Origin of the sequence: Novipirellula artificiosorum (assembly GCF_007860135.1) — a bacterium.
GTDB classification, from domain to species: Bacteria; Planctomycetota; Planctomycetia; order Pirellulales; family Pirellulaceae; genus Novipirellula_A; species Novipirellula_A artificiosorum.
In genome coordinates this window covers 308,659-329,595 of record NZ_SJPV01000009.1, presented here as the reverse complement: position 1 = coordinate 329,595, position 20,937 = coordinate 308,659, and the positions used below count along the sequence as shown (strand labels likewise).

Annotated in this window: 15 protein-coding genes; 4 read left to right on the top strand and 11 right to left on the bottom strand. The window is 55.1% G+C overall.

Annotated elements, in window-relative coordinates:
* A complete protein-coding gene (ric, locus tag Poly41_RS23250; RefSeq protein ID WP_146529390.1) occupies nt 1–723 on the bottom strand; it encodes an iron-sulfur cluster repair di-iron protein in 723 nt (240 codons plus the stop codon).
* A gap of 526 nt (nt 724–1,249) precedes the next feature.
* On the opposite strand from ric, the gene Poly41_RS23245 reads away from it, so the two are divergent.
* The gene (locus Poly41_RS23245; protein ID WP_231615871.1) at nt 1,250–2,692 is read left to right on the top strand and encodes an arylsulfatase; all 1,443 of its coding nucleotides are present in this window, start codon (nt 1,250–1,252) and stop codon (nt 2,690–2,692) included.
* A 1,105-nt stretch (nt 2,693–3,797) separates the two neighbouring features.
* Here Poly41_RS23245 and Poly41_RS23235 read toward each other — a convergent pair.
* A complete protein-coding gene (locus tag Poly41_RS23235; RefSeq protein ID WP_146529388.1) occupies nt 3,798–5,360 on the bottom strand; it encodes a sulfatase family protein in 1,563 nt (520 codons plus the stop codon).
* Between the two features lie 486 nt (nt 5,361–5,846).
* On the opposite strand from Poly41_RS23235, the gene Poly41_RS23230 reads away from it, so the two are divergent.
* Entirely contained in the window at nt 5,847–6,527 is a 681-nt protein-coding gene (locus Poly41_RS23230; protein ID WP_146529386.1) for an MOSC domain-containing protein, read from the top strand.
* 135 nt (nt 6,528–6,662) lie between these two features.
* Here Poly41_RS23230 and Poly41_RS23225 read toward each other — a convergent pair whose 3' ends face one another.
* The 6 genes from Poly41_RS23225 to Poly41_RS23205 form a co-directional block, all read right to left on the bottom strand.
* Complete coding sequence (locus Poly41_RS23225) at nt 6,663–6,875, bottom strand: ASPIC/UnbV domain-containing protein (protein WP_146529384.1); 213 nt, start codon at nt 6,873–6,875, stop codon at nt 6,663–6,665.
* Nucleotides 6,876–7,019: 144 nt separating this feature from the next.
* Complete coding sequence (locus tag Poly41_RS23220; protein WP_146529382.1) at nt 7,020–8,351, bottom strand: DUF1501 domain-containing protein; 1,332 nt, start codon at nt 8,349–8,351, stop codon at nt 7,020–7,022.
* 2 nt (nt 8,352–8,353) lie between these two features.
* A complete protein-coding gene (locus Poly41_RS34285) occupies nt 8,354–8,533 on the bottom strand; it encodes a hypothetical protein (protein WP_197231552.1) in 180 nt (59 codons plus the stop codon).
* Nucleotides 8,517–9,689 carry a DUF1553 domain-containing protein gene (locus tag Poly41_RS23215; protein ID WP_231615870.1) on the bottom strand — a complete coding sequence of 391 codons (1,173 nt, stop codon included), beginning with the start codon at nt 9,687–9,689 and terminating at the stop codon, nt 8,517–8,519. Before Poly41_RS23215 ends, Poly41_RS34285 begins: the two co-directional genes overlap by 17 nt.
* 22 nt (nt 9,690–9,711) lie before the next feature.
* Nucleotides 9,712–11,175 carry a sulfatase family protein gene (locus Poly41_RS23210; protein WP_146529380.1) on the bottom strand — a complete coding sequence of 488 codons (1,464 nt, stop codon included), beginning with the start codon at nt 11,173–11,175 and terminating at the stop codon, nt 9,712–9,714.
* Nucleotides 11,176–11,680: 505 nt separating this feature from the next.
* Nucleotides 11,681–12,568 (bottom strand): hypothetical protein, encoded by an 888-nt coding sequence (locus Poly41_RS23205; protein WP_146529379.1) that lies wholly within the window; start codon nt 12,566–12,568, stop codon nt 11,681–11,683.
* Nucleotides 12,569–12,769: 201 nt separating this feature from the next.
* On the opposite strand from Poly41_RS23205, the gene Poly41_RS23200 reads away from it, so the two are divergent.
* Nucleotides 12,770–13,039, top strand: coding sequence for a hypothetical protein (locus Poly41_RS23200; protein ID WP_146529377.1), 270 nt, complete (start codon nt 12,770–12,772; stop codon nt 13,037–13,039).
* Here the strand turns inward: Poly41_RS23200 and Poly41_RS23195 are convergent.
* A complete protein-coding gene (locus tag Poly41_RS23195; RefSeq protein WP_146529375.1) occupies nt 13,036–14,046 on the bottom strand; it encodes a hypothetical protein in 1,011 nt (336 codons plus the stop codon). The two genes, Poly41_RS23200 and Poly41_RS23195, sit on opposite strands and share 4 nt — an antisense overlap.
* A gap of 294 nt (nt 14,047–14,340) precedes the next feature.
* On the opposite strand from Poly41_RS23195, the gene Poly41_RS23190 reads away from it, so the two are divergent.
* Entirely contained in the window at nt 14,341–15,723 is a 1,383-nt protein-coding gene (locus tag Poly41_RS23190; RefSeq protein ID WP_197231550.1) for a carboxypeptidase-like regulatory domain-containing protein, read from the top strand.
* 132 nt (nt 15,724–15,855) lie between these two features.
* On the opposite strand, the gene Poly41_RS23185 is transcribed toward Poly41_RS23190, so the two are convergent.
* Both Poly41_RS23185 and Poly41_RS23180 read right to left on the bottom strand, forming a co-directional pair.
* On the bottom strand, nt 15,856–16,830 hold the full coding sequence (locus Poly41_RS23185; protein WP_146529371.1) for a hypothetical protein: 975 nt from the start codon (nt 16,828–16,830) through the stop codon (nt 15,856–15,858).
* Nucleotides 16,831–16,851: 21 nt separating this feature from the next.
* Nucleotides 16,852–20,886 carry an outer membrane protein assembly factor BamB family protein gene (locus Poly41_RS23180; RefSeq protein WP_146529368.1) on the bottom strand — a complete coding sequence of 1,345 codons (4,035 nt, stop codon included), beginning with the start codon at nt 20,884–20,886 and terminating at the stop codon, nt 16,852–16,854.
* Nucleotides 20,887–20,937 lie beyond the last annotated feature (51 nt).

Here is a 20,937-nt window from a genome sequence, read left to right as displayed (position 1 = left end):
CTATCCACGTTGTGATTCAAGCTGGATCGCTTTTGGAAATAGCACGTTGTTTTCTTTGTGAATGTGTTGGTGCATGTCTTGTTCAAGTTCCGCGAGACTGCTCAACAACGCACGATACGTGTTGCAAGCCCACTCCGGCGGGACAAACCCGTCCGTCGCTTCATGCATGGTCGCCAGTTCATCACCGGCATGATCGTGCTCGAGCTCCATTTGGCGAATGGGATTCGCAACACTGCCGCAATGGAATTCCTGTGGCCCATCAGCGGCTTCGAGTTGCCGAACGATTGGAAACAAGATTCGTTCTTCCTTCATCAGATGCGGCTCAACCTCCGCACGAAACGCAGTGAACGCTTTGCGTAATGCATGCAATCGCTCGTCCTTTTCACCATGCACACGCGCGACTTTTTCGGTCATCCATTCCAAACGTGGAATCTCTTCTTTTAAATAGGCGTGGTGCGTGCTTTCGATATGGTTGGCCAATTCTGTCAATGTCATCAAGTCCGCATCGACAAGACCTTCGCTACGATCGGGAGCTTGATCACAGGTCTTCAGGTTCTCGCAAACCTCATCCAGATTGACGTTCTTTTTTTCACAAGCCTGGCGCAACGAGACCTTGCCGCCGCAGCAATAGTCGACTCCAAACTGCTCAAAAACCCGCGATCGCTGAGGTCGCTGACGGACAAGTTCGCCAACCGCCGTATCCGCAAAACAGATCGTTTCCATCGTGATCACCTAAAAAAATGTCGCAGAAATCGGCTTCCCCGGCATGGCCACCCATGCGGTAAAAGAGAAAACCGACATGCTGCACCTAAAGGTATACGTAAGGAACGTGCATGTCAATGTGTAGAAAAGGGAGGCGGCTATTTTTCTGTTGTTTTTGCCAGGAACCTTGTGCTTCACCGATCGCGTGTTCCTGGTCGTTTTTGGAAAGTCGTTGGATCGCACCCTCGACGTAACAGATCGCGTGGTGGGTTTCTTCTTGCTACATTTGTTTGTGAATGACTTGGGTTGATGCGTGCTGGGCTTTTGCCGCACATGCTATGGCAGAAGATACAATGTGTCTTTGTTGGTCGGTCAATCGAACCTGTTTGGTGCTTGACGACAAAGCTACCGATTCATGGGAAGGATGGCAGGGGCGTGGGCATCATCGGCTACTTCCGTGACGACTGATTACCGCTCGAATCCCGTTCCCGTGGAATCCCCAGAGCATTCGCTGAGACGATCTTCCCTATCCAAAATAAAAGGAAAAATGATGCGGTTGCTCCTACGATGGGTCGGCACGCTTGGGCTCTGGCTCCTGCTGACAATCGGGTCACCGACGACCATCAAAGCTGAATCAATCGACAAGCCCAATATCGTTTACATCATGATGGATGAATGGGGCTACTTTGAATCGTCGGGAATGGGGCATCCGATTTTGCAGACGCCAAATATCGATCACATGGCCCGCGAGGGAATGCGGTTCACCCAATTCTTGGCCGGCGGAAGCGTTTGTGCTCCGACCCGCAGCACGCTGATGACCGGGCAACATACGGGGCACACGACCGTGAGGCTCAATAGCGGAGGGGCGGCTCTGCGTGCGGAAGATCGCACCATCGCGGACATGCTGCATGAGCGAGGCTATGCTACGGGCGGCTTCGGCAAATGGGGACTCGGTGACGCGGGAACGACGGGTGTTCCTGAGAATCACGGCTTTGACACCTTCTTTGGCTACTACCACCAAGTTCACGCCCACGTCCATTACCCGCGTTATCTACTGCGCAACAGCGTCAAGATTCCGCTACAGGGGAACACAGGTGATCCGTATGTCGGCGATGTGTTTGCGGACCAGCTCATTCACAAGGCGGGATTGGACTTCATCCGAGAGAATGCCCAGCGACCCTTCTTTGCTTACATGCCATGGACAGCACCTCACGGTCATTGGGGAATGCCCAAGGACGATCCCGCTTTCGTCAAGTACCGCGACAAGGCGTGGGATGCGACAAACCAACGTGGCGAGCTGGACGCTCAGACCTATGCAGCCATGGTGGAGATGGTTGATCGTCAAGTTGGCGAGATCTTCCAACTGCTGCGTGAACTTGATCTCGATCGAAAGACAATCGTCTTTGTCTGTGGGGACAACGGCGGGCAAGCCTACTTTCAGAATGAACGATACCCTCACGGTTTTTTGGGGCCCAACCTTAACCCAAAAACGGGCGAGCGATTCCGAGCAGGCAAGGGATCGTTCTATGAAGGCGGGCTGCGGATTCCGTTCATCGTCCGCTGGCCAGGTCAAATTGCTCCGGGTTCAATATCGAACCATCTCGGTTACTTTCCGGATATCCTGGCCACTTTGTCCGAGCTGGTTGACGCTCCGCTTGACAAAAACGCCGACGGAATTTCGATTCTGCCGACCTTGTTGGGCGAAGCCGTCGTCGGCCACGAGCAGCAGGAGCATTCGTACCTGTACTGGGAAGACCGTAAAAGCGTGGCGGTTCGGATGGGCCATTGGAAAGCAGTCCGACCGAGTCAATCAGCTCCGTTTGAGCTGTACGATTTGAACAAAGATCTCGAAGAGAGGAACAACGTTGCCACGCGCTTTCCCGACGTGTTGGAGACGATGAAATCTCAAGCCGCCGAGGCACACTCGGCTCCAACGTCGGGCGGGGTCTTAGATCCGAGCATTGGTTTCAAAGGTCACACCGCTCCGTGACCATCCGTGTAGTCGATGTCAAGCTGCGTGCATTTTTACCAGTCGAGCGGCCGATTCATCGAATACGCTTGTAGAGTTCGACTCGCCTTGCGCCGACCTTCCTATCTCAATGATCACTTAATTTGATGTTATGACGACAAAACTACAACGACCAATGGGAGTGTGCTTACATAACCTGAGCGGCAGATCGCCTCGCTTAAGGCCGTGCCACACGAGGATAGATTGCCCGTCTCCAAAGACTCGATTTCCTCTTGCAGCTTTGCTGCTGGGGCTGGTGTTCCCCTCCTCGGTGTCGAGCATTTCAAAGAGGATGTTGTCAAAGCAAAGTACCCGCGGATTCGCTTTTGCGACGTTCCGCAAATCATTGCTTGTAGGAGCCATTTTCACTTGTTATCGTGCAGTTGCCGGGAGAAACGGAGTCGAGCTCTGCAGAGGTGCAACTTGACAAGGGATATCCCGGTCGACGGTGCGCCAAGGGTGCTACCGGTTCCCGGCGGACGACCGTCCGTAGGGGACTCTTTTCTAAGAGATCATTGGACACCGGAGCCATACCTCCAAAAAACCTCGAGTCTGGGTTCCGCGCGCTTCCGTCGGATGAGCCGGAAATTTCCCCTTCTACTTCGTGCAGATTGCCCCGTTCGCCTACAAGCAGGAACCGGTCAGCGCCGCGTTTCTTCGGGAAGTTCAGATGATGGCCTTGTCCGAACCGAACACTGGCATGGTGGTCACCATGGATATTGGCGACCCAACCAATATCCACCCGAAACAGAAGAAGCCCGTCGGCGAACGGCTTGCCGGCTTGGCATTGTCACGTGACTACGGTCGCAAGCATATCGTGGATTCCGGCCCGCTTTTCCAATACCACGAAGTCGACGGAGCAAGCATTCGGCTGTACTTCACAGAACTTGGCAGCGGACTGGCAACGCGAGACGGCATGTCACCGACTCACTTTACGATCGCCGCCGAGGATCGAGACTTCGTTACAGCCAACGCTGTAATCGACGGGGACACCATCGTCGTTTCGCACAGACGATTGGCCGTGCGAATAGTTCACAGATCGTCGGAAGGGTGCCGACTCAGACCTCGAGTCGGTTGTCGCAAGCCGTCAACGCTTTTCATATTCCGGCGCGTCATACTTTTCGCGAAGGCGATGGTATTCGGCGGTCAAGGCTTCACGCGTTCGTTCGTAGGCAGGGTCCGAGTGAACGCTTTGCATCTCTTGCGGGTCGGTCTGCAGGTCGAATAGATTCCACTCGTCGCTTTGCGGAAAGTACATCAACTTGTGGCGATCGGTTCGCACCCCGAAGTGCTGCGGCACGGCGTGTTCGCCTAGCTCGTAATAGGCATAGTATAGTGAATCTCGCCAGTTGCTGTTGTTGCCCTTGAGCAACGGGACGAGCGAACGGCCCTGCACGGCGGACGGTATTTTCAACTTGGCTGCTTCCAAGAACGTCGGAGCATAGTCGATGTTTTGAATGAGTTCTTCGGGTTTTGAGCCCGCTTTGACCATGCCGGGCCAGCGGATGATAAATGGCATGCGAAACGATTCTTCAAACATCCAGCGTTTATCGTACCAGCCATGTTCGCCTAGAAAGAAACCCTGGTCGGACGAATAGATCACGATCGTATTCTCGGCCAGGCCATTGTCATCCAGGTACTTCAGCATGCGGCCGACGCTTTCGTCGACGGCTTTGACCGTGCTGAGGTAGTTCCTCATGTAGCGACGATACTTCCAGCGGACGATGTCGTGGTGCTCGAGCTTCCCTGCCTTGAAGTCAGCAAGGAACGACTGATTCCTCGGGCCGAAGTATGCATCCCATTCCTTGCGTTGCATGGGCGTCATGCGGTTGTATTCGGGAGTCCCGTAGCGGTCCGGAGCCGGCAGCTTCACGTCGCCTCGTTCGTCTTTGCGAACCTTTGCATCGTACGCCCAGTCGAAATGGCGATCGATTTCCATTTCGTTCTTCGCCAGCAAATCGGACCTCTTCGAATAGTCGTCAAACAGAGAATCCGGCTCCGGGATTTCTACGTCGTCGAAAGCGCCGAGGTGCCTCAGCGCGGGCGAAAATGTGCGATGAGGAGCCTTGTGCTGGCACATCAGGAAGAACGGTTTTGAAGTGTCTCGCGATTCCAACCAGGCGACGGCTTTGTCCGTGGTCACGTCGGTTGCATAGCCTTCGATCCGCTTTCGATCGCCATTCATTTGAAGGAAGTCGGGGTTGTAGTAGTTTCCCTGACCCGGCAGCACTTCCCAGTGATCGAAGCCAACCGGGTTGGAATTCAGATGCCACTTACCGATCACGGCGGTCGTGTAGCCGCTGCTTTGCAGTGCTTTGGCGACAGTCCACTGTGTCGCGTCGAAGTTGTTTCCGTTCCGCATGAAACCGTTAACATGACTATGCTTACCGGTCAGAATGGTAGCTCGCGACGGCCCGCAGATCGAATTAGCGCAGAACGAATTGCGAAATACCGCGCCTTCGTTGGCAATGCGATCAATGTTCGGAGTCGGCGCGATCGGAGCGAGTGCCCCGCCGTATGCCGAAATCGCCTTGACCGCGTGATCGTCCGAGAACAGAAACAAGATATTCGGCCGTTCGGCAGCGAGCGTGTTTCCGACGTTGGCGAACAGAAGAATAAGGATAAGCGGAGAGATGGGTGAAAGCTTCATCGCCTGATGGGCCCTTCGATCCTTGGGGAAATGGATGCGTTGGTTTGACTTGAAACGTCAAACGTTACCTGATCAGTAGATCGGCGCAGCTGAGTAGGAATTCAGGATCACGAAAGAACACAATTTAGCAAGATTGTTTGCGAAGGCAATGTTTGTGCCCTTCTGTGTGCCTTTGCGTATCGAGCGGAAACATCGAGGCCCATTTCATTCCGCGCCTCTCGTCACCGTTGGCCGTCAGACGGTTCGGCGTGGGGTCTTGAGCCCAGAACGGTGGTCTTTGTGAGTCAACCCTCCGACTTGCGGAATCTTACCAGTGCCCTAGACAGGTGATCAGCCAAAATGCCAGTCACATAAAAACGGCTTAACACGACTGCCAGACAGTCCACAAGTGTGCGAGGATTTCTAAACGTCACTCATGGACTCCGTACACTGAGAGGTGTAATCTTGGGCGTCCTTTGTCAAAAGCCTTGCTATCTACACTGGTAAATGCGTCAAGTCCCCAGCATCTTTTCGATTCAAGTTGGCTTGCCGCGCGTGATGGCGGATGAGCGAGAGTGGACTTCTGGATTCTTAAAAGAATCGATCACCGAGCTGTTGTGGCTCGGCACGACCAACCTGCAAGGGGATGCGCAAGCGGATCTTGTCCACCACGGTGGCCCGCACAAAGCAGTGTGTGTTTACTCGGCGGTTCACTATCCGTATTGGCGAAAGCAGTTGCAGTTGCCTGACTTGTTGGGAGGCGATTTCGGTGAGAATTTCACGGTCGCAGCATTACGAGAATGTGACGTTTGCATCGGCGATACATTCACGATTGGCGATTGTGTGGTTCAAGTATCGCAACCTCGCCAGCCCTGTTGGAAATTGGCTCGGCGTTGGGGCATCAAGGATCTTGCTTTGCAGGTCCAGCAAACCGGTTTTACTGGTTGGTACTTTCGCGTATTAACCGAAGGCCATGTTCAGCGCGGCATGGAGCTAAGGCTGGTCGATCGTTTGCATGCCGAGTGGACGATTGAGGCGGCGAATCAGCTTATGCATCATGACAAGCACAATCAAGCTGCGGCAGCGAGGTTGGCCGCAGTGCCGGAGCTGTCGCCAAGTTGGCAAGCAACCTTGTCGAAACGAGCCGATACCGGTGAACAACCCGATGAAGCGAAACGCCTTGGTTAGTGTGGCTGATGCTGGGCTCTATCCCTGTTGACCTTCTGCCCGCTTGAGCAGTCCGTCAGCATCGCGTTCGGATCAATGCATCGACGGTACTCGTGCTGCTCGTAATCCCCAGCCTCTAAACCTTTCTGGTGGATTTCAATCTGATTCGTCGCGATGGCGCAGGAGTCTAGGCTGGACCGCGCCAACATACTCGACGATTTGGTCAGTCGTAACATTTTCGTGTTTTGCTTCGCTTCCGTCGGGCCAGACGATCTCGATCAAATCAGCTTTCTCTGCTTCGCCTAAACCGAAATGCAAATCGGTGGGACTTTGCGATAGGTAGGATCCTTCCGCTCCGACCTGCATCATCTGGACCCTTCTGGCCTTGCACCTTGCCAATGTCCGTGTTGACTTCCTTGTCGAGGTACTGTTTATGACAGCCGCCACAGAACTCCGCGGTCTTGTAGAGTGGACGTGAATAGGACGTGATGTGATGTCGCGGATAGGTGCGGATCAGAAAGTCACTGACGAATTTTGCAAGTTTTCCTTGGTGTCGGTCGAATCGTAGACAAAACCTGGCTTCACGCCGCCGCCAGCCAACCACCAACTGAACGCCTTTCCGAAATGGTCGCGGCCAGTCGGCTTGGCCGGGTCGCCCTGCCCGAACGGAGTGCGTCCGAATTCGCCACCCCAAATGACGAGCGTGTCATCGAGCATCCCCCGTTCTTTGAGATCATGAACCAGCGCCGCCGAAGGTGCCTGAGTATCGATGCACTGCTTTTCCAATTGAGTAAACAAGTTGTTGTGCTGATCCCAACCCGAGTGCATCAATTGCACGAAGCGAGTGCCTCGTTCAAGCAACCGGCGAGCGACAAGACAATTGTTGGTGAATGTCCCCTTGATTTGGACGTTCGGGCCATAACGTTCGAGAGTCGCAGCCGATTCGTCGGAGAAATCGACCAGTTCAGGAACGCTGGTCTGCATCCGAAAGGCCATCTCATACTGAGAAATTCTCGTATCGATCTCGGGATCACCGTAGTCTTCCAGATGAGCACGGCTCATCGCGGCGATGTCGTCCAGTAACAGTCTTCGAGCGGTCTCACTGACGCCGGGAGGGTTAGCCAAATAGGGAACGGGATCACCTGTGTTGCGAAACCGAACGCCCTGTAAACGGCTGGGCAAAAAACCGCTGCCCCAGTAGTAGTCGTAAAACAATTGCCCGCACGTCTTGCCTTTGTCGCTGGAGGTCATCACCACAAATGTCGGCAATTCCTCCGTTTCGCTTCCTAATCCGTAAGCCAACCACGCCCCCATGCTCGGTCGACCGGGAACCTGTGAGCCGGTCAGGAAAAAGGTCACACCCGGTGCATGATTGACCGCTTCGGTGTGCAGGCTGCGGACCAAACAGATCTCGTCCGCGAGAGCGCCGATGTCGGGCAACATTGTACTCATTCGCATTCCACATGCGGCGTAGTTCGCGTGCGGCTTGATCGCCGGAACGCAGGGCCATTTCCCGTATCCCGACGACATGGTGCTGAGCCGCGTATTGCCACGTACGGAATCAGGAATATCCTTGGTCGCCATGTCTCGTAGCACCGGCTTGTCATCGAACAGGTCGACGTGTGATGGGCCACCACCTTGCCACAGCACGACGACTCGCTTGGCCTTGGCGGCATGGTGGGGAATTCCCGGCAGTCCCGTACTTCCTGGGACTGCCGACTCGCTCGCGTCGGCGTCACGCTTCATCAGTGAGGCCAAAGCAGCGGCTCCGATACCACTGGCCGTGCGACCGAACAATTGTCGGCGATTGATGCGCGCGATGTTTTCGTGAAGGATCGGATGCATCTCTATTCTCGGGTGATGGCTTCGTCGAGGTTCAAAATCGCCAAGCAGACAGCCGTGAGTGCAGCGTGCTCGGCAGCATCGAGCGATTCGTCACGTGGTTGCTCGCCGACCGACAAAAGCTCAGCGGATGCCTTCGAGTCGTTACGATAGATGTTCAGTTGTTTGTCATAGGCATTGCGCAATCGAGCGATGTCGATCCGATGCGTCGAACATGTTCGCGGGCGAAACGGTACGCCGCCAGAACGTGTAGAGACTCCGTCGATACAAGTCTTTGCCGCTGCTGCTTGGGTAAGTGAAGTCGCGCTCTTTCGTAATCGCGAGTGCTTCCCACACCTCGCCGGGTTGGTACGGATAAACCGGTGCACCGCCAATCTTAGCATCCAATAGTCCGGAGGCGGAAAATGCCCAATCACGCAGAACCATCGACGGCAACCGAAACCGGCTGGCTCGCGCGTACAAGCGATTCTCTGCATCGCGCTGGAGCAATTCCGTGGTGATGCGGCTTTGTTGGCGATAGGTTGCGCTGTTGACGATGCCGCGAATGATGTGCTTCATGCTCCATCCATGTTCGCGAAATTCAACCGCCAGCCAATCCAACAAGTCTTTGTGGATCGGATACTCACTCTGGACACCGAAATCTTCTGCCGTCTTGACGATGCCATGGCCGAAGAAGTGCTGCCAAATCCGGTTCACTTGTACGCGCGCCGTCAAGGGATGCTCAGGTGAAACCAACCACTGTGCAAGCCCCAATCGATTCGCGGGCGCACCGTCGGGCAACGGAGGCAAGAACTGAGGCGTCGCGAACTTCACTTCGTCGCGCGGACTCAAATAGGCACCTCGATCGAGAACATGCGTTTGGCGAGGCTGCGCGTCGCTCATCACCATCACTCGCGGAATTTGATCGGCTTTGTATTCGGACAAATTCTTCCGCAAACGGTCGAGCTTGGCCAATGGAGGAATTTTGTCGCTGAATTCCCCCCGTACCTTCGCGTCAAAGTGGGCCTGCAACTGTTGATCGATGGCAAGCTTGTCCTCATCGCTTCGTTCACCGGCTGGCTTCGCAAGCAACGTGACAAGCGGCTCCGGCAACCCCGCAGCATCACTTTCATTGCCATCCGCTTTCAGCCCCGCTTTCCAAGCAGCCAGCGCGACTTCGATCGCTGGCTTCGCTTCCGCCTCCAATGCTGCAATCTGAGATTCAAAGGCTGCAATCCGCTGTCGATTTTCTTCCGTGGGTAGCTCGAGAACTGGACGACCGACTCGAATTCTTGATGAGTAGAACTGAGGCGTTCCGCTCTCGGGGACGCGGTTGAACGCATCCATCATCCTGTGTATCAATGTTGCTTGCCACCAAGGCTGATTATGAGCGTCCTTTTCGCAGCAACTTCAGCAAGAGCATCTGCATTTGCTGGACACGTTCCGGTTCACTCTCCGCTAAATCCGTGCTTTCGGTAGGATCCGTCGCTAGGTTGTAAAGCTCAGGGGAATCCTTGGGTAGCGTGACCTTTTCGCCGGTCCAGTCGGGTGCTCGCGTACAGCGAAGCTTCCAGTCACCATGACGAAACGCCAGCAGGCCGTGGCCGGTTTGCAAAATCGTGGTTGTACGAATCGGCTCACCAACACGCTTACCCAATAGCACCGGACTGAAGTCAAATGAATCGACACCAGCGGTTTTTGGGAGTTGTTGATTGAGGATTCCAGCCGTCGTTGCCAGTGTATCCGCCAGTGTGATTGTCTGGTTTGATTCGGTGCCCGCAGCGACTTTGCCAGGCCAGCGCACGATGAACGGCACGCGGAAACCGCCTTCAAAGTTGCTGCCCTTGTACCCTTGAAGGTCACCGTTGGTCTTGTGACCAAATTTTTCCCGCGCGTCCGTCTTCGCTGTCTTACTCTTTAAGGCGACATCGTTCGCTTCGCTCCTGAGATTCAAGTTCTTGCCGGCTCCACCAACATCGCTTTTCATGCCCCCATTGTCACTCGTGAAAATCAAGACCGTCTTATCGGCAATCCCCAACTCGTCGAGCGTCGCCATGATCTCCCCGACGTGGTAGTCGAGTTCGTGGATGTAGTCACCGAGTTGACCGATCTGGCTTGTGCCACGGAAATCTGCACGTGGAGTGATGTGCGTATGCGTTGCGACGAGAGCGAGGTAGACAAAGAAGGGTTTGGTAGAGTCTTCTTTGATGAACTCGATCGCTTTGGCTGTCAGTGTCGAATCGACCTCGTCATCGTAGCGGATCTCGGTCAATTGGCTTGTATCAGGTTTGCCGTCCAAATGCAGCACGCTGTCCTTGAGCCACTTCAAACGATGGTTTTCGACATAGGTCTTAAAGCCATCGCTATGGTTTGTCGGAAGACCCAGCGTGTAATCAAAGCCGATTTCAAGTGGTCCCGGCTTAATCAGCCCCGCCCAATTCTTGATACCGGATTCTCCGTAACCGAGATGCCATTTGCCAATGTGAGCGGTTCGGTAGCCTTGCTGTTTCATGAACCGTGGCAAACTCAATGCGTTGGGGTTAATCGTCAAAGGCGTTGTGTATCTGGCGGGCTCGCTTCTCAACGGGCCGCGACACGGATAGGCTCCTGTTAACAGAGCATATCGCGACGGTGAACAGACCGCTCCATTGGCATACGCCTGCGTGAACTTCATTCCTTGGGAAGCCAATTGGTCGATATGAGGCGTCATCACCTTCGATGACGGATAGTAGCACTTGATATCGCCTGTACCGACATCGTCGGAAAGGATGAATACGATGTTTGGCTTCTCTGCTCCGTTTGCGAAACAAGGGACGAGAGCGAGAAAGAAACTAGCAAGAAGCTTCATGGGATTTTCCAAACTTAGACGGGTACGGTTGGGCTGTCAGGCGAACGGCAGATGAAAACGTTTCCGCTCCAAAGTGGCGCTGTCCATCTAGGAGACAGGCAATGCGCGCGAAGGTTTTTTTCAACATGAGGCGTTCCAATTTGCCTCTGCCACGGAATTGGTGGGTAGCGGTTTGCCATCGTCATGCCGATTCTATCGGAGGAGAGACATCCAATGTGTATCATCCTCCCTCGACATTCCTTCTGCATTGTCATGCCGAAGAAAACCGCCAGCCTGGATACGATCACCCACCAATCCCGCGAAAGAGGCCCAATTGCTGATAATATGCCTTTGCCAGCCCCTATCAACGGCCGATCAGGTTGATTGCGTTGAGATCAGCTTCGGATTGCCCAATGCTGCCAGGCATCTTCCGAACGGATCACCGCCGCGTCGGATGGCTTCAAGCTGGCCGTCGATTTTCCCGACTTCACCCAAGGCAAGTGGAAGACCCGTAAGCCGCTGGAGATCATGGGAGTTTAGGTGGCGACAGAGCAAGCGTCATGTTCTCTGCGAATTGCGCTGCAGCGGCTTGTTCGGTCGATTCAACGAAACCGATGGAGAAACTTTGAGGCACCGAGCGAAGGTACTTTTTCATGCCGGCTCGACCGAAGCCAAACACGGTCATCTTTTTCTCCATCTGATAGAATCGATCCGGGTGTGAGTCATCTTCTGCGTGACTCAGCACCAGCATCCGCGGTTCTAGCTTGTCTCCGAATGCAATCCATTCGCCATCTCCGTTTCCTCCTGCCAAATCACCCTCGAAGTTTTTGGTCAGCGGGTGTTTCTTCTCATCCGCCGCGGTCATCCACCAATCGGAATCGTCATAGGACCCACCCGGCGTGCCTTCGTACAACACCCAATAGCTGTGACCTTTCGGCATTTTCGTCATCGTGAACGTGCAGGCTGTCGGCGTGAAGGTGTAGTGACCGGCCCACAAACCGTTCTCGGCGACGGCAGAAATGACGATGCGATCGGGTGACGATTCTTCGATCTTCGTCTCGCACGGATCGGTGCCGGAATTCCGAGCATGAAAGTAGCTGCCCGCTTGTTTGAAGACCGCGTTGGGAAAGCCACGGTATTCGCCCGCTGCGCCGGAGCCAGACTCCGGATGAAACCCAATCCAGTCGTTTCCGTCGCGATCGATCATACTCGCCAGCCCCGCGCCAACCTTATCCAGATCGTACGTCGCGTTCGGTGTCGTGATGCGGTAGCAGTCGATGTTGCGATGAAGCATGACGTTGGACAGGCCCATTTCGCCTGCCTTGAATTCCGACGATTCCGCTTGCCGTTGAGCCTTCGCGTTGCCAACCACGGCGGTTGCAATCACAAGTGCAAGGATCGTCGTTCGGCTCATAGCGTTGGCCTTGGTTTGTCGTCTTTCGCTCTGCGAGGGACGTGTTGCTCTCGGTGGTAACATCTTAGGCGGTCTGCACGACGAGGACGCCGCCGTCAGCTCGTTGGCAGCGTTCGTCGCCTCTCCTGCCCTCCACTGAGTTTCTATGGAAGAGTGTAACAAAACTCGACTTCGAGCCCTATCCCGACAAGCCTGACGGCGTTGCTCATCCTGCTGGAAGCTCCGGCTGAAAATTCAGCGCTGACCGATCGCGAGCGTGAACGGTTCTCTGGGGCCGTGAAGCACATCATCAAGATGAATTACCTGGAAGGCAGCACACAACGATCGCCGTTTCGAGCACTCAAGAATGGCTGGGTCGGCGTGTCATTCGGAAACGGTGCCTGGCCCACCAACGATGCGCTGACGGTGCTGCGAGCGTGGCGGTTGTTTGACGATCCCGAGTACCTGTCGGCGGCGCTGGATGATCGCTAGCGATCAATCTCGCTGTTACGCTGCTTTCGTTCCACATCGAGTGGTACACCAAGTTCGAAGATTGAGGTTGGCCCGCTATCTGGGTAGTCGATCCGCATGGTAAGTCGCTTGCTGCTATCTACTTTGAATCTCGACCATTGAACGGGCAATTTCGTGTCTGGATCGACTTGAAAAAGAACCGTATACGTCTCTTCGCTACCCTCATCGATTGCTCGAATTTGAAACTCATATTCCCAACGTTGAGTTCCATCTGACTCAATAACTCGATTCGTCTGTGAGACAATTTCATCGGGTCCGGAAAAATTGGAAATCGGTGCGCCTGTGGTCATTTCGTTAAAGAGATGCTCTAAGTGACCGAACTCACCTGGCATTGGGCGATAGTCGTCTTCGATCAACAAATGCTCGGATTCGCGATACCAACAGCTTGTGGAATCACTCGCTCGCTGGAAGTGCGCAAACTCGGTGTTACCAAACTTAGCGGCGAACACCCGAGGTTTGAAAGAAACCCACAACTCCATGGAGTCGCCATTGAAATGGACACCCGAAAAATGCACCCATGGCTTCTGCTGCACCCGCGTTGCAACCTGCCCCCATGCTTGTGGAGTGCTTTTCGGAAGCAATGGAACTCCGAGTACCATCCCGGTTGCGGCAGCAACCGTTGCGCCGACGAGTACTCTGCGTCGAGTCAGGTGAGATCTCGTAGACAACTCCGTATGAGTTTTTCCCGTGCCGATCGCATTTTTCAGTCGTTGTTCGACGACGCTTGGAACGGGTGAGCTCAGGTGCTGACTAACGAGTTCATCTACCCATTTGTTATCACTTGTTTGTTCATCCTTTGCCTCTCCGTTCGGCGCTAAGTGTTGAAGTAAGACAGAAAGTCTTTGACGAGCACGAGCATCATGGGCATTTCCGAGAATATTCCAGGCAATACGCATCAAGTTCCGCTCGATTGGCTGCACAATATGCTCAAAATCGTCTTTCGGCCGGTCCAAATCACGTTCCTGCAATCTTTACTCCGTGGGCTGCGTCCCTAACTGGATAGCGGCCCTATTATCTTCCTACAAGCACGAAGCGCAAGCGAGTGGATCACTTACGTCAAAACCCAATCGCGCGCTTCGTGCTTGTAATTGCAACGTGTCCGCTCCAAAGTGGCGTTGTCCAGCTGCTCTCTATGACTTAAACCGTAAGTCGCTACAGTTTTGTGTACAGCGGTTTCGAAAACGGGCGATATTTTCTCGCAGTTTTATCTCAATCCGAGCCCCGTTACGTCCCCCTATCGACAACTGATGAAGAGTCCACGTATGTCCAATTCCCTCCGACACCTGTCATTTCTATTGTCCGCGTTTTTGCTGCTAGCGTTGGATTGCCAATTGGCTTCTGCGTTGATCATGGGGGGGACGGGTAACAAACCGGTTCGTGACGCGGGTTGGCCGCGGGGGGCGATCGAGGTTGCGAACCTGACGACGCGAATTGCGTGGTGGGAGGGGCCACCATTCGGCGGCGGCGAGTGGCATTTCGAGTATCGCGGTACGACAGCCGAGTTGCAGGCGGCAGTCGACGCCTTCTCCAACGTGCTAGCCCCGCGGCTGGAGCTGGTCGTGCATGACGGCACTCACGAGAGTTTTTGGATCAAGACCAGCGACAAACAGGCTGACGCGTCCGTGAATTGGGTGTTCACCGTCTGGGTACCGGCCAACTGGAACCATCTGTACAACAATCCTCGCAGTTACTTCTCGGCCGACCAGCCCAACTTCCGCCAGCCCGTGGCCGCACCGCGATTGGACGTGTACGTCGGTGGTCAAATCGATTGGAAAGCGATACGCCTGCCGTCTAACGTGGTCGTTACGGACTCGCGGCTCGAAGCGAACGGTTTCGCACCCGATGCCGGTGGCGTGATTCAAGGAATAGTATGGGATATGGCGACAGGGAAGCCAATCGCGGCGGCTCGTGTTCGTGTCGGCGACGATGTCGTGACCGGCGAAACCGATGCGGATGGCCGTTTCACGATCGAGCGGATACCAGCGGCCGGGTACTTCATTGTGATCGACGCGGATGGTTACGCCCCAAAACGAATCGAATGGACAACGGTCACGAGGACTTCGTTTCAGCGTTTCGACGTGTACTTGTCCGAAGCGAAAGAGCTTCGAGGTCAGGTCGTCAATGTCGACGGTCAACCGCTTTCGGAGGTCAAGGTACGACTATCGAACGTCGTCGCCGTGAACGGATTGGGATATCCATCGGGCGGTGAATCGACCGTGATGACCGACAACGATGGCCAGTTTGTATTTGGTGCTCTGCCGCAGGGAATCGTCCAATTGGCCTGTCACAAAGAAGGCTATTACTACAACTCGGTCCTCAACGAGCATCACATCGACGACAGTCCGCTGACGCTACAGATGGTCCGGTCGGGACAAGTCGACATCAGCGTCGTGGATGCTCAAGGCTTGCCCATCACATCAAAGTTCATTGTGGAACTGGAGCCCGAAGGCGGATTACGAGTCGGCAGTTGGGGAGGGTCGTCCAACGTTGGTGATGACGGAACCGTCACATTCAAGGGCATTCCGCCGGGACAGTACCATGTGTGGGGCAAGCCGAACCCGGGTCGAGCCGATGCGAAAACGAAGGTTCATCCCGTAACGATTGCCGGCGACGACAAACACACCATCGAGCTGCACTTGGAGTAACGTGAAAAAGGGGACGGGGGTCGTTTCGTGACCACACGCCCAGAGGTGACCTAAAGTGCGAGTCGGACTTGGTGGCACCCGATGTCGGTAGGTGGCCTCCGATCTCTGAAGAGGAAGCTGTTCCGAACCTGCTTAGCGGCCTGGGGGAATGGTCAGCAAGAAGGGTTCAGACGATCCGTCGGGTAAGGCGTCAGAAATCATCGATCCGGCTACCACGTCATCCCAGTTATGGAACAAAAGCAAATCAAAACCCGGGTTCATGTTTTTGACTTGGCACGAGCAAGGGCCAGCCATGAATGTGCAGGCCATATCGATCGTTGCGGGCTTGATCCCTCGACCAACTAGCGCATACAACACTCGGCCACGCCCGAAAACAGGAAATGCTTGCGGCTCGGTCTGCGACAAGTCAGGCTCGCTACGCGTCAGTGCGGCTAACAAAAATGCTTCCTGTGGATCTTGGCGGTCAAGCGTCACGATCGAGAATTCGATTCGGAGGGGGATCTGGTTTTTTTCCAATCGCAGCGGGTCAATGTCCAGCTCTTCTGCGGTGGGTACCGTCAGCTTTTGTTGGCCGGCGGCCAAGCGTTGCTCCAGTGTGCGGATTGCCAAGCTGTCTTTATCCGCATCACCGCAGGGAACAAAAATCCAGACGGCTGATTGTCCACTGCCGAGCCGCTGAGCCACTTCCTTTCGTACGGGCGAATGCAGCATTCGATCGACAGCGTCGCTGGTGAACGCGCCTGCCTCGATCACGCGATCGGGCACCTGCTCTGACGAATGCGGATAGAGCACGATCATGAGTGGCAAGCCGTTGGGCTGATGTTGCTTCCACATCGCGAGCATACGTTCGTCGCGAATCGCCGCCACGTCGGCTGTCACCACTTCAAAATTGGCTCCGCGATCCGCCTCGGCCGTTTGCAAACGCTTTAGGCTGGACTGTGAAGTCGCGTCGAGCGGTCCGGACGAAAGCACGATCACTTGGTACTTATCGGCCGACCAACGTTCAAGTGCGTAACGAAACACCGGGACTTGGCAAGCCATCAAAGCGGCGGCCGAAGCAGCAACTGCTGCGGCGGCCAACAGAAAAATGGGTAAAGGCTTCTTCATATCAACGAACTCTTGCCGATTTCAGTGTTTTTCGATTTCGATACCCGACAGGACGGCGGTCCCCTGTTTGGGAACGAACCGCAATCGTAGATTGCCCGCGATGGGGATTTGTTCTAGCAAATGCTCGGCGGTCTGCTGGCCCGAACCATCGGCTGGATCGATCGTCACGTTGCTCAGTACCAACTCGTCTTGTGCATGAACATCGAATACTCTTCGCCCCTGGCTGGCAATTGGCGAGCACGAGAAATGCAGACGCACATCGTAGCGGTGAACGGGATCGTCGACATCCGCCGCCGTGGCAACCACCGGTTGCTTACTGCGCGGGTTCGCCACCGCTTCGGCTTTCGATGTCGCGTCGGTCTTTTTTGAATTCGATTTCTTTGTCGCCGCCTTCGCAGGAGGCGACTTGATTCGCATGCCAATCCGCAATTCGGTCAGGTCCTCCAAACCCGACGCCAGCACCCATGGCCGATCCACGCCTTTGACCAGCGACGAGTGATGTTGAAATGGCTTGGCCTCGGCATTGGTTTCGATATCGATGGGAATGGAGTCGCCAGCCATGACGGGGTACTCCATCCACAATTGACCGTCGGGTTGTCGGCGATGGCCGGGCGCACCGAAGTTGAGCGCCAAACGCTTGAACAACTGATTTGGCGTTGCGCTGTTTGCGATCAGGTCAATCGTCCACACATCGATGTCAGGCATGTGAACCAGGGCCAACGAGGTTTGGTTCTGGTACGCGCAACTGCACGTTCGCGTGTAGTCTGGCGCATTGAGCACGCCGTTGGCCACGACGAGGTTGGAGGTGCAGCCTGATTTGAAGCCACCCAAGTTGCCCGTGCCACCTTCGGTCAACAGGTCGTAAAAACCTGCGGCGCCCGAACGGAAAGTAAGCATGTTTTCACTGGCAATGATGTTGTTACAACCGTAAGCACGCGTGATCCTCCATGGCTGTGTCTCTCCTGTCAGCGGGTTCTGAATCATCTTCCGCTTGCCGTTGAGCAAGTGGAAGGCGCCCGCCGATTCCGTGTAGGAGTTGGCGTTGGTGATGATCCAATCATTGTGCAGGATGCAGGGTCCCGAGTAGTCCAGGTCCGGGTTCTGCCACTTGATCGTCCCATCGGCCGCATGGTAGACCGTCATGCCGTGGCCGGTTTCTGCTACCAAACGATCGCTGGCTTTTGCGCCAGCTTGAAGCAGCAGGTCGAACTGAGGCGAATAGCCCAGCCACGTTCCAAAAATCCCCTCCTCAACTTCCCATAATGTCTGACCGGTTTGACAATCCACGGCCAGGATCCGGTAGTCGTCAGGCTCGGGTTGGCCACGGCGAGACAAGGCTTCTTCGATTGGCTTGGGGTTTTTGTCCAGGCAATAGAGTTTGCCGCCACCAGCGACAATGCCGTTGTGCCAGAAGCTGTGCTTGGCCATGACCTGCCATTTTTGTTCGCCCGTATGCCGATCAAAACCGATCAGTCCTGTGCTCGCCGCGCGGTCGAAGCTCTTCGAACCGAAGCCAGCTTTGTTGAGAGTCAGGCCTTCGTCCGACTCGAACTCCAATTCATGACGTTCGCGATACTTGGCGAAACCCAAACCGCCAAGGAGCACCTCTTCGTAGACGCCGATATAGCCCCACTCGGGTTGATCGCCGTTTTCATCGCGCGGCAGTTCGATTTGATGGAGCGTTTCTCCGGTCAGCGGGTCGAGTGCCAGGCAGGCGTTGCCGACCAGCATGTAAACTCGATCTTCGGTCACGACATAGTTTGTCCCTCGGGCATTCGCGCCGGGGATGTGAACTTGATTGTATTTGGGATCCAGTGGCGTATCTTCGTACGTCGTATCAAAATAGACGTCGAACGTTCCTAGGTCACCAAAGTCTCGCTTCCAGATGACACGGCCCGTGTAGACATCGCGGCAGCTAAGGCTATTCATACCTTGGATATACAGCCGCCCATCAACGACTTGCTCCGGTGGTCCGTGGCCATGCCGCGGCAGCACGTCCGTATTGCTGTTGCCGCCAAACCAGAGCACGCCCAAGGGTAGCTTGACTCGGCTATCGTTGGATTTGAGCGTATTGGCCACGTCCCCATATTGGTGCGTCCAATTGGAGGAACCTGGCAGGGCACCGATGCGGCTGACACAGACTCCATCATCGCGATCCTCCACCTGAGCCTTTTCGAGCCTCTGTGCATCAACGAGCGCTACCAAGTCCTCCGCGTTAATCTCAGCAGCACTTTCATCCCCACTGCGATCGGAGGTTATCAGATGCATCGTTCCTCCATAGGGACGCACCGTTTGATACAAGCTGGCTAGCGTTTCGGATTGACCGCTTACTTTGTTTGCATCGTTCGCCGACTGCGTACTTCCGGCTGTGATCTCATCTACGATCTCCACCACAACATCGGGTGCGATGAACACCATGTGCCCCACGTACTGCGGCGCTCGAAAGGCAGCAGCCGGGGCATGATGAACGGTGACACCTTCGATGCCTTGCGAATCGAGCTGATCCCGCATCCGATGAACACGGCGGATGTCAGAATCGACCATGGCCAATTGCACAAACGGTGATTCGCTGGCCAACGTGCGGGCAATGCCCGAATCGGTTGAGCCATACCAAAAAGCATAACCTTCGGCCGAAGAGCTACTGAGCATCCTTTTTACGATTTGCAGGTCAGCTGTGTTGGTTTCCCAGTCGGCTGTCGGACCGCTGTCCGTTGCGTCTTTGGGTTTGACCCTATTTCCCTCAACCGGCAACTCGGCGGGCGGCGCGGGGGAAGTCGCACTGTCGCCAAAGGCGAGCAGTTTGCCGTCGAGCGTGACCGCGAAGATTTTTTCGGACGCAACCAGCAATCGCTCGATGTGCTCTTCACAAGGCAACTGAAAGACGATGCTCGCCGGTTTGTCTTGCGTGGGCAAGCGAATCGCGGTGATGTGGTTGTGGCCCGCAGCGATCAACTTATCACCGGCCAGAATCAAATCGCCGCGTCCATCCGCGGCGATTTCCCAGATCAACTTTTCGTCCGTTCCAAAAGCGCGAACCATGGGTTGGTCGTCGGCCATCTCTGCCGAATAGATGATACCGGCATGCAACACGGGTTCGTTAGGCATAAAGGCCGTTTTCTTTCCGGTGGTTAGTTGAAAGGCTCGTGTTCCCTTTTCACGAGTGTGCACATAGAAGCGATCGTCTGCCGCTGCGACAAACGATCCGCCCGTTCCCTTGCCGCCCTCGTTTAACTCAAAATAGCGCAGTTCGCCTGTGGCCCGGTCGAAGACGGCGGGAACCGATCGACCGCCCGGCACGATCAACTCACTTTCCGTTGCCACCAGGGCACCTTGAGGCGCCACGCCGGCGAAGGAAGGTGCGCTATGCGGTTGCTTGATGTACTGGGCTCCGGTGCTATCGTTGAGCCACCGGATCTCGCCGGACTCCGCATCGAGTGCATAAATGAAGGTGCCCATGAAGGGCCATATGCTGGCGGCGAAGTAGACTCGACCCTCACGCACCACGGGACCGCCGCGAGCTGGCCAAGCGGAGGTTAGCCGTCGATTTCCGATCACATGTTGAGCATTGGGTGCACCGCTGAATTTCCACTCAGGCGTTCCATCTGCGGCGTTAACACAGTATAGGAAGCCATCGTCGCTGCAAAAGTAGACTTTGCCCTGCCATCCCACCGGGGGCAAACGCACAGGAGCTTCCGTAGCGAACGACCACAGTTCGCGTCCGGTACTGGCATCCAGCGCTAGCAATTTGTCTTGATCATTGAAACCGACGAACATTCGTCCATCGACGACGATCGGTTCGAAGATGCGATCGTAGGTCATCAAATCACTATTGAGCGGATCGTCCCAGGCGGGCACCCGCTGTGTGAATTCTCGCTGCCATAGCGGGCTGAGCGAATCAGATACGCTGTTGGTACTTGCCGCCGAACGCTGCGCATCACTGCGCCACATGGGCCAGTCGTCCGAGGCGCAAGCGACAAAAGGAACTTGAGCTACAGCGATCGCGGCTACCAGCAGCAGATTGATGCGGCCACAAACAGAAATAGGGGTTAGGTGCATAGGTAGGCATTATTCATTGATTGTTTCGAGCATTCGTTCCCAATTCATCAA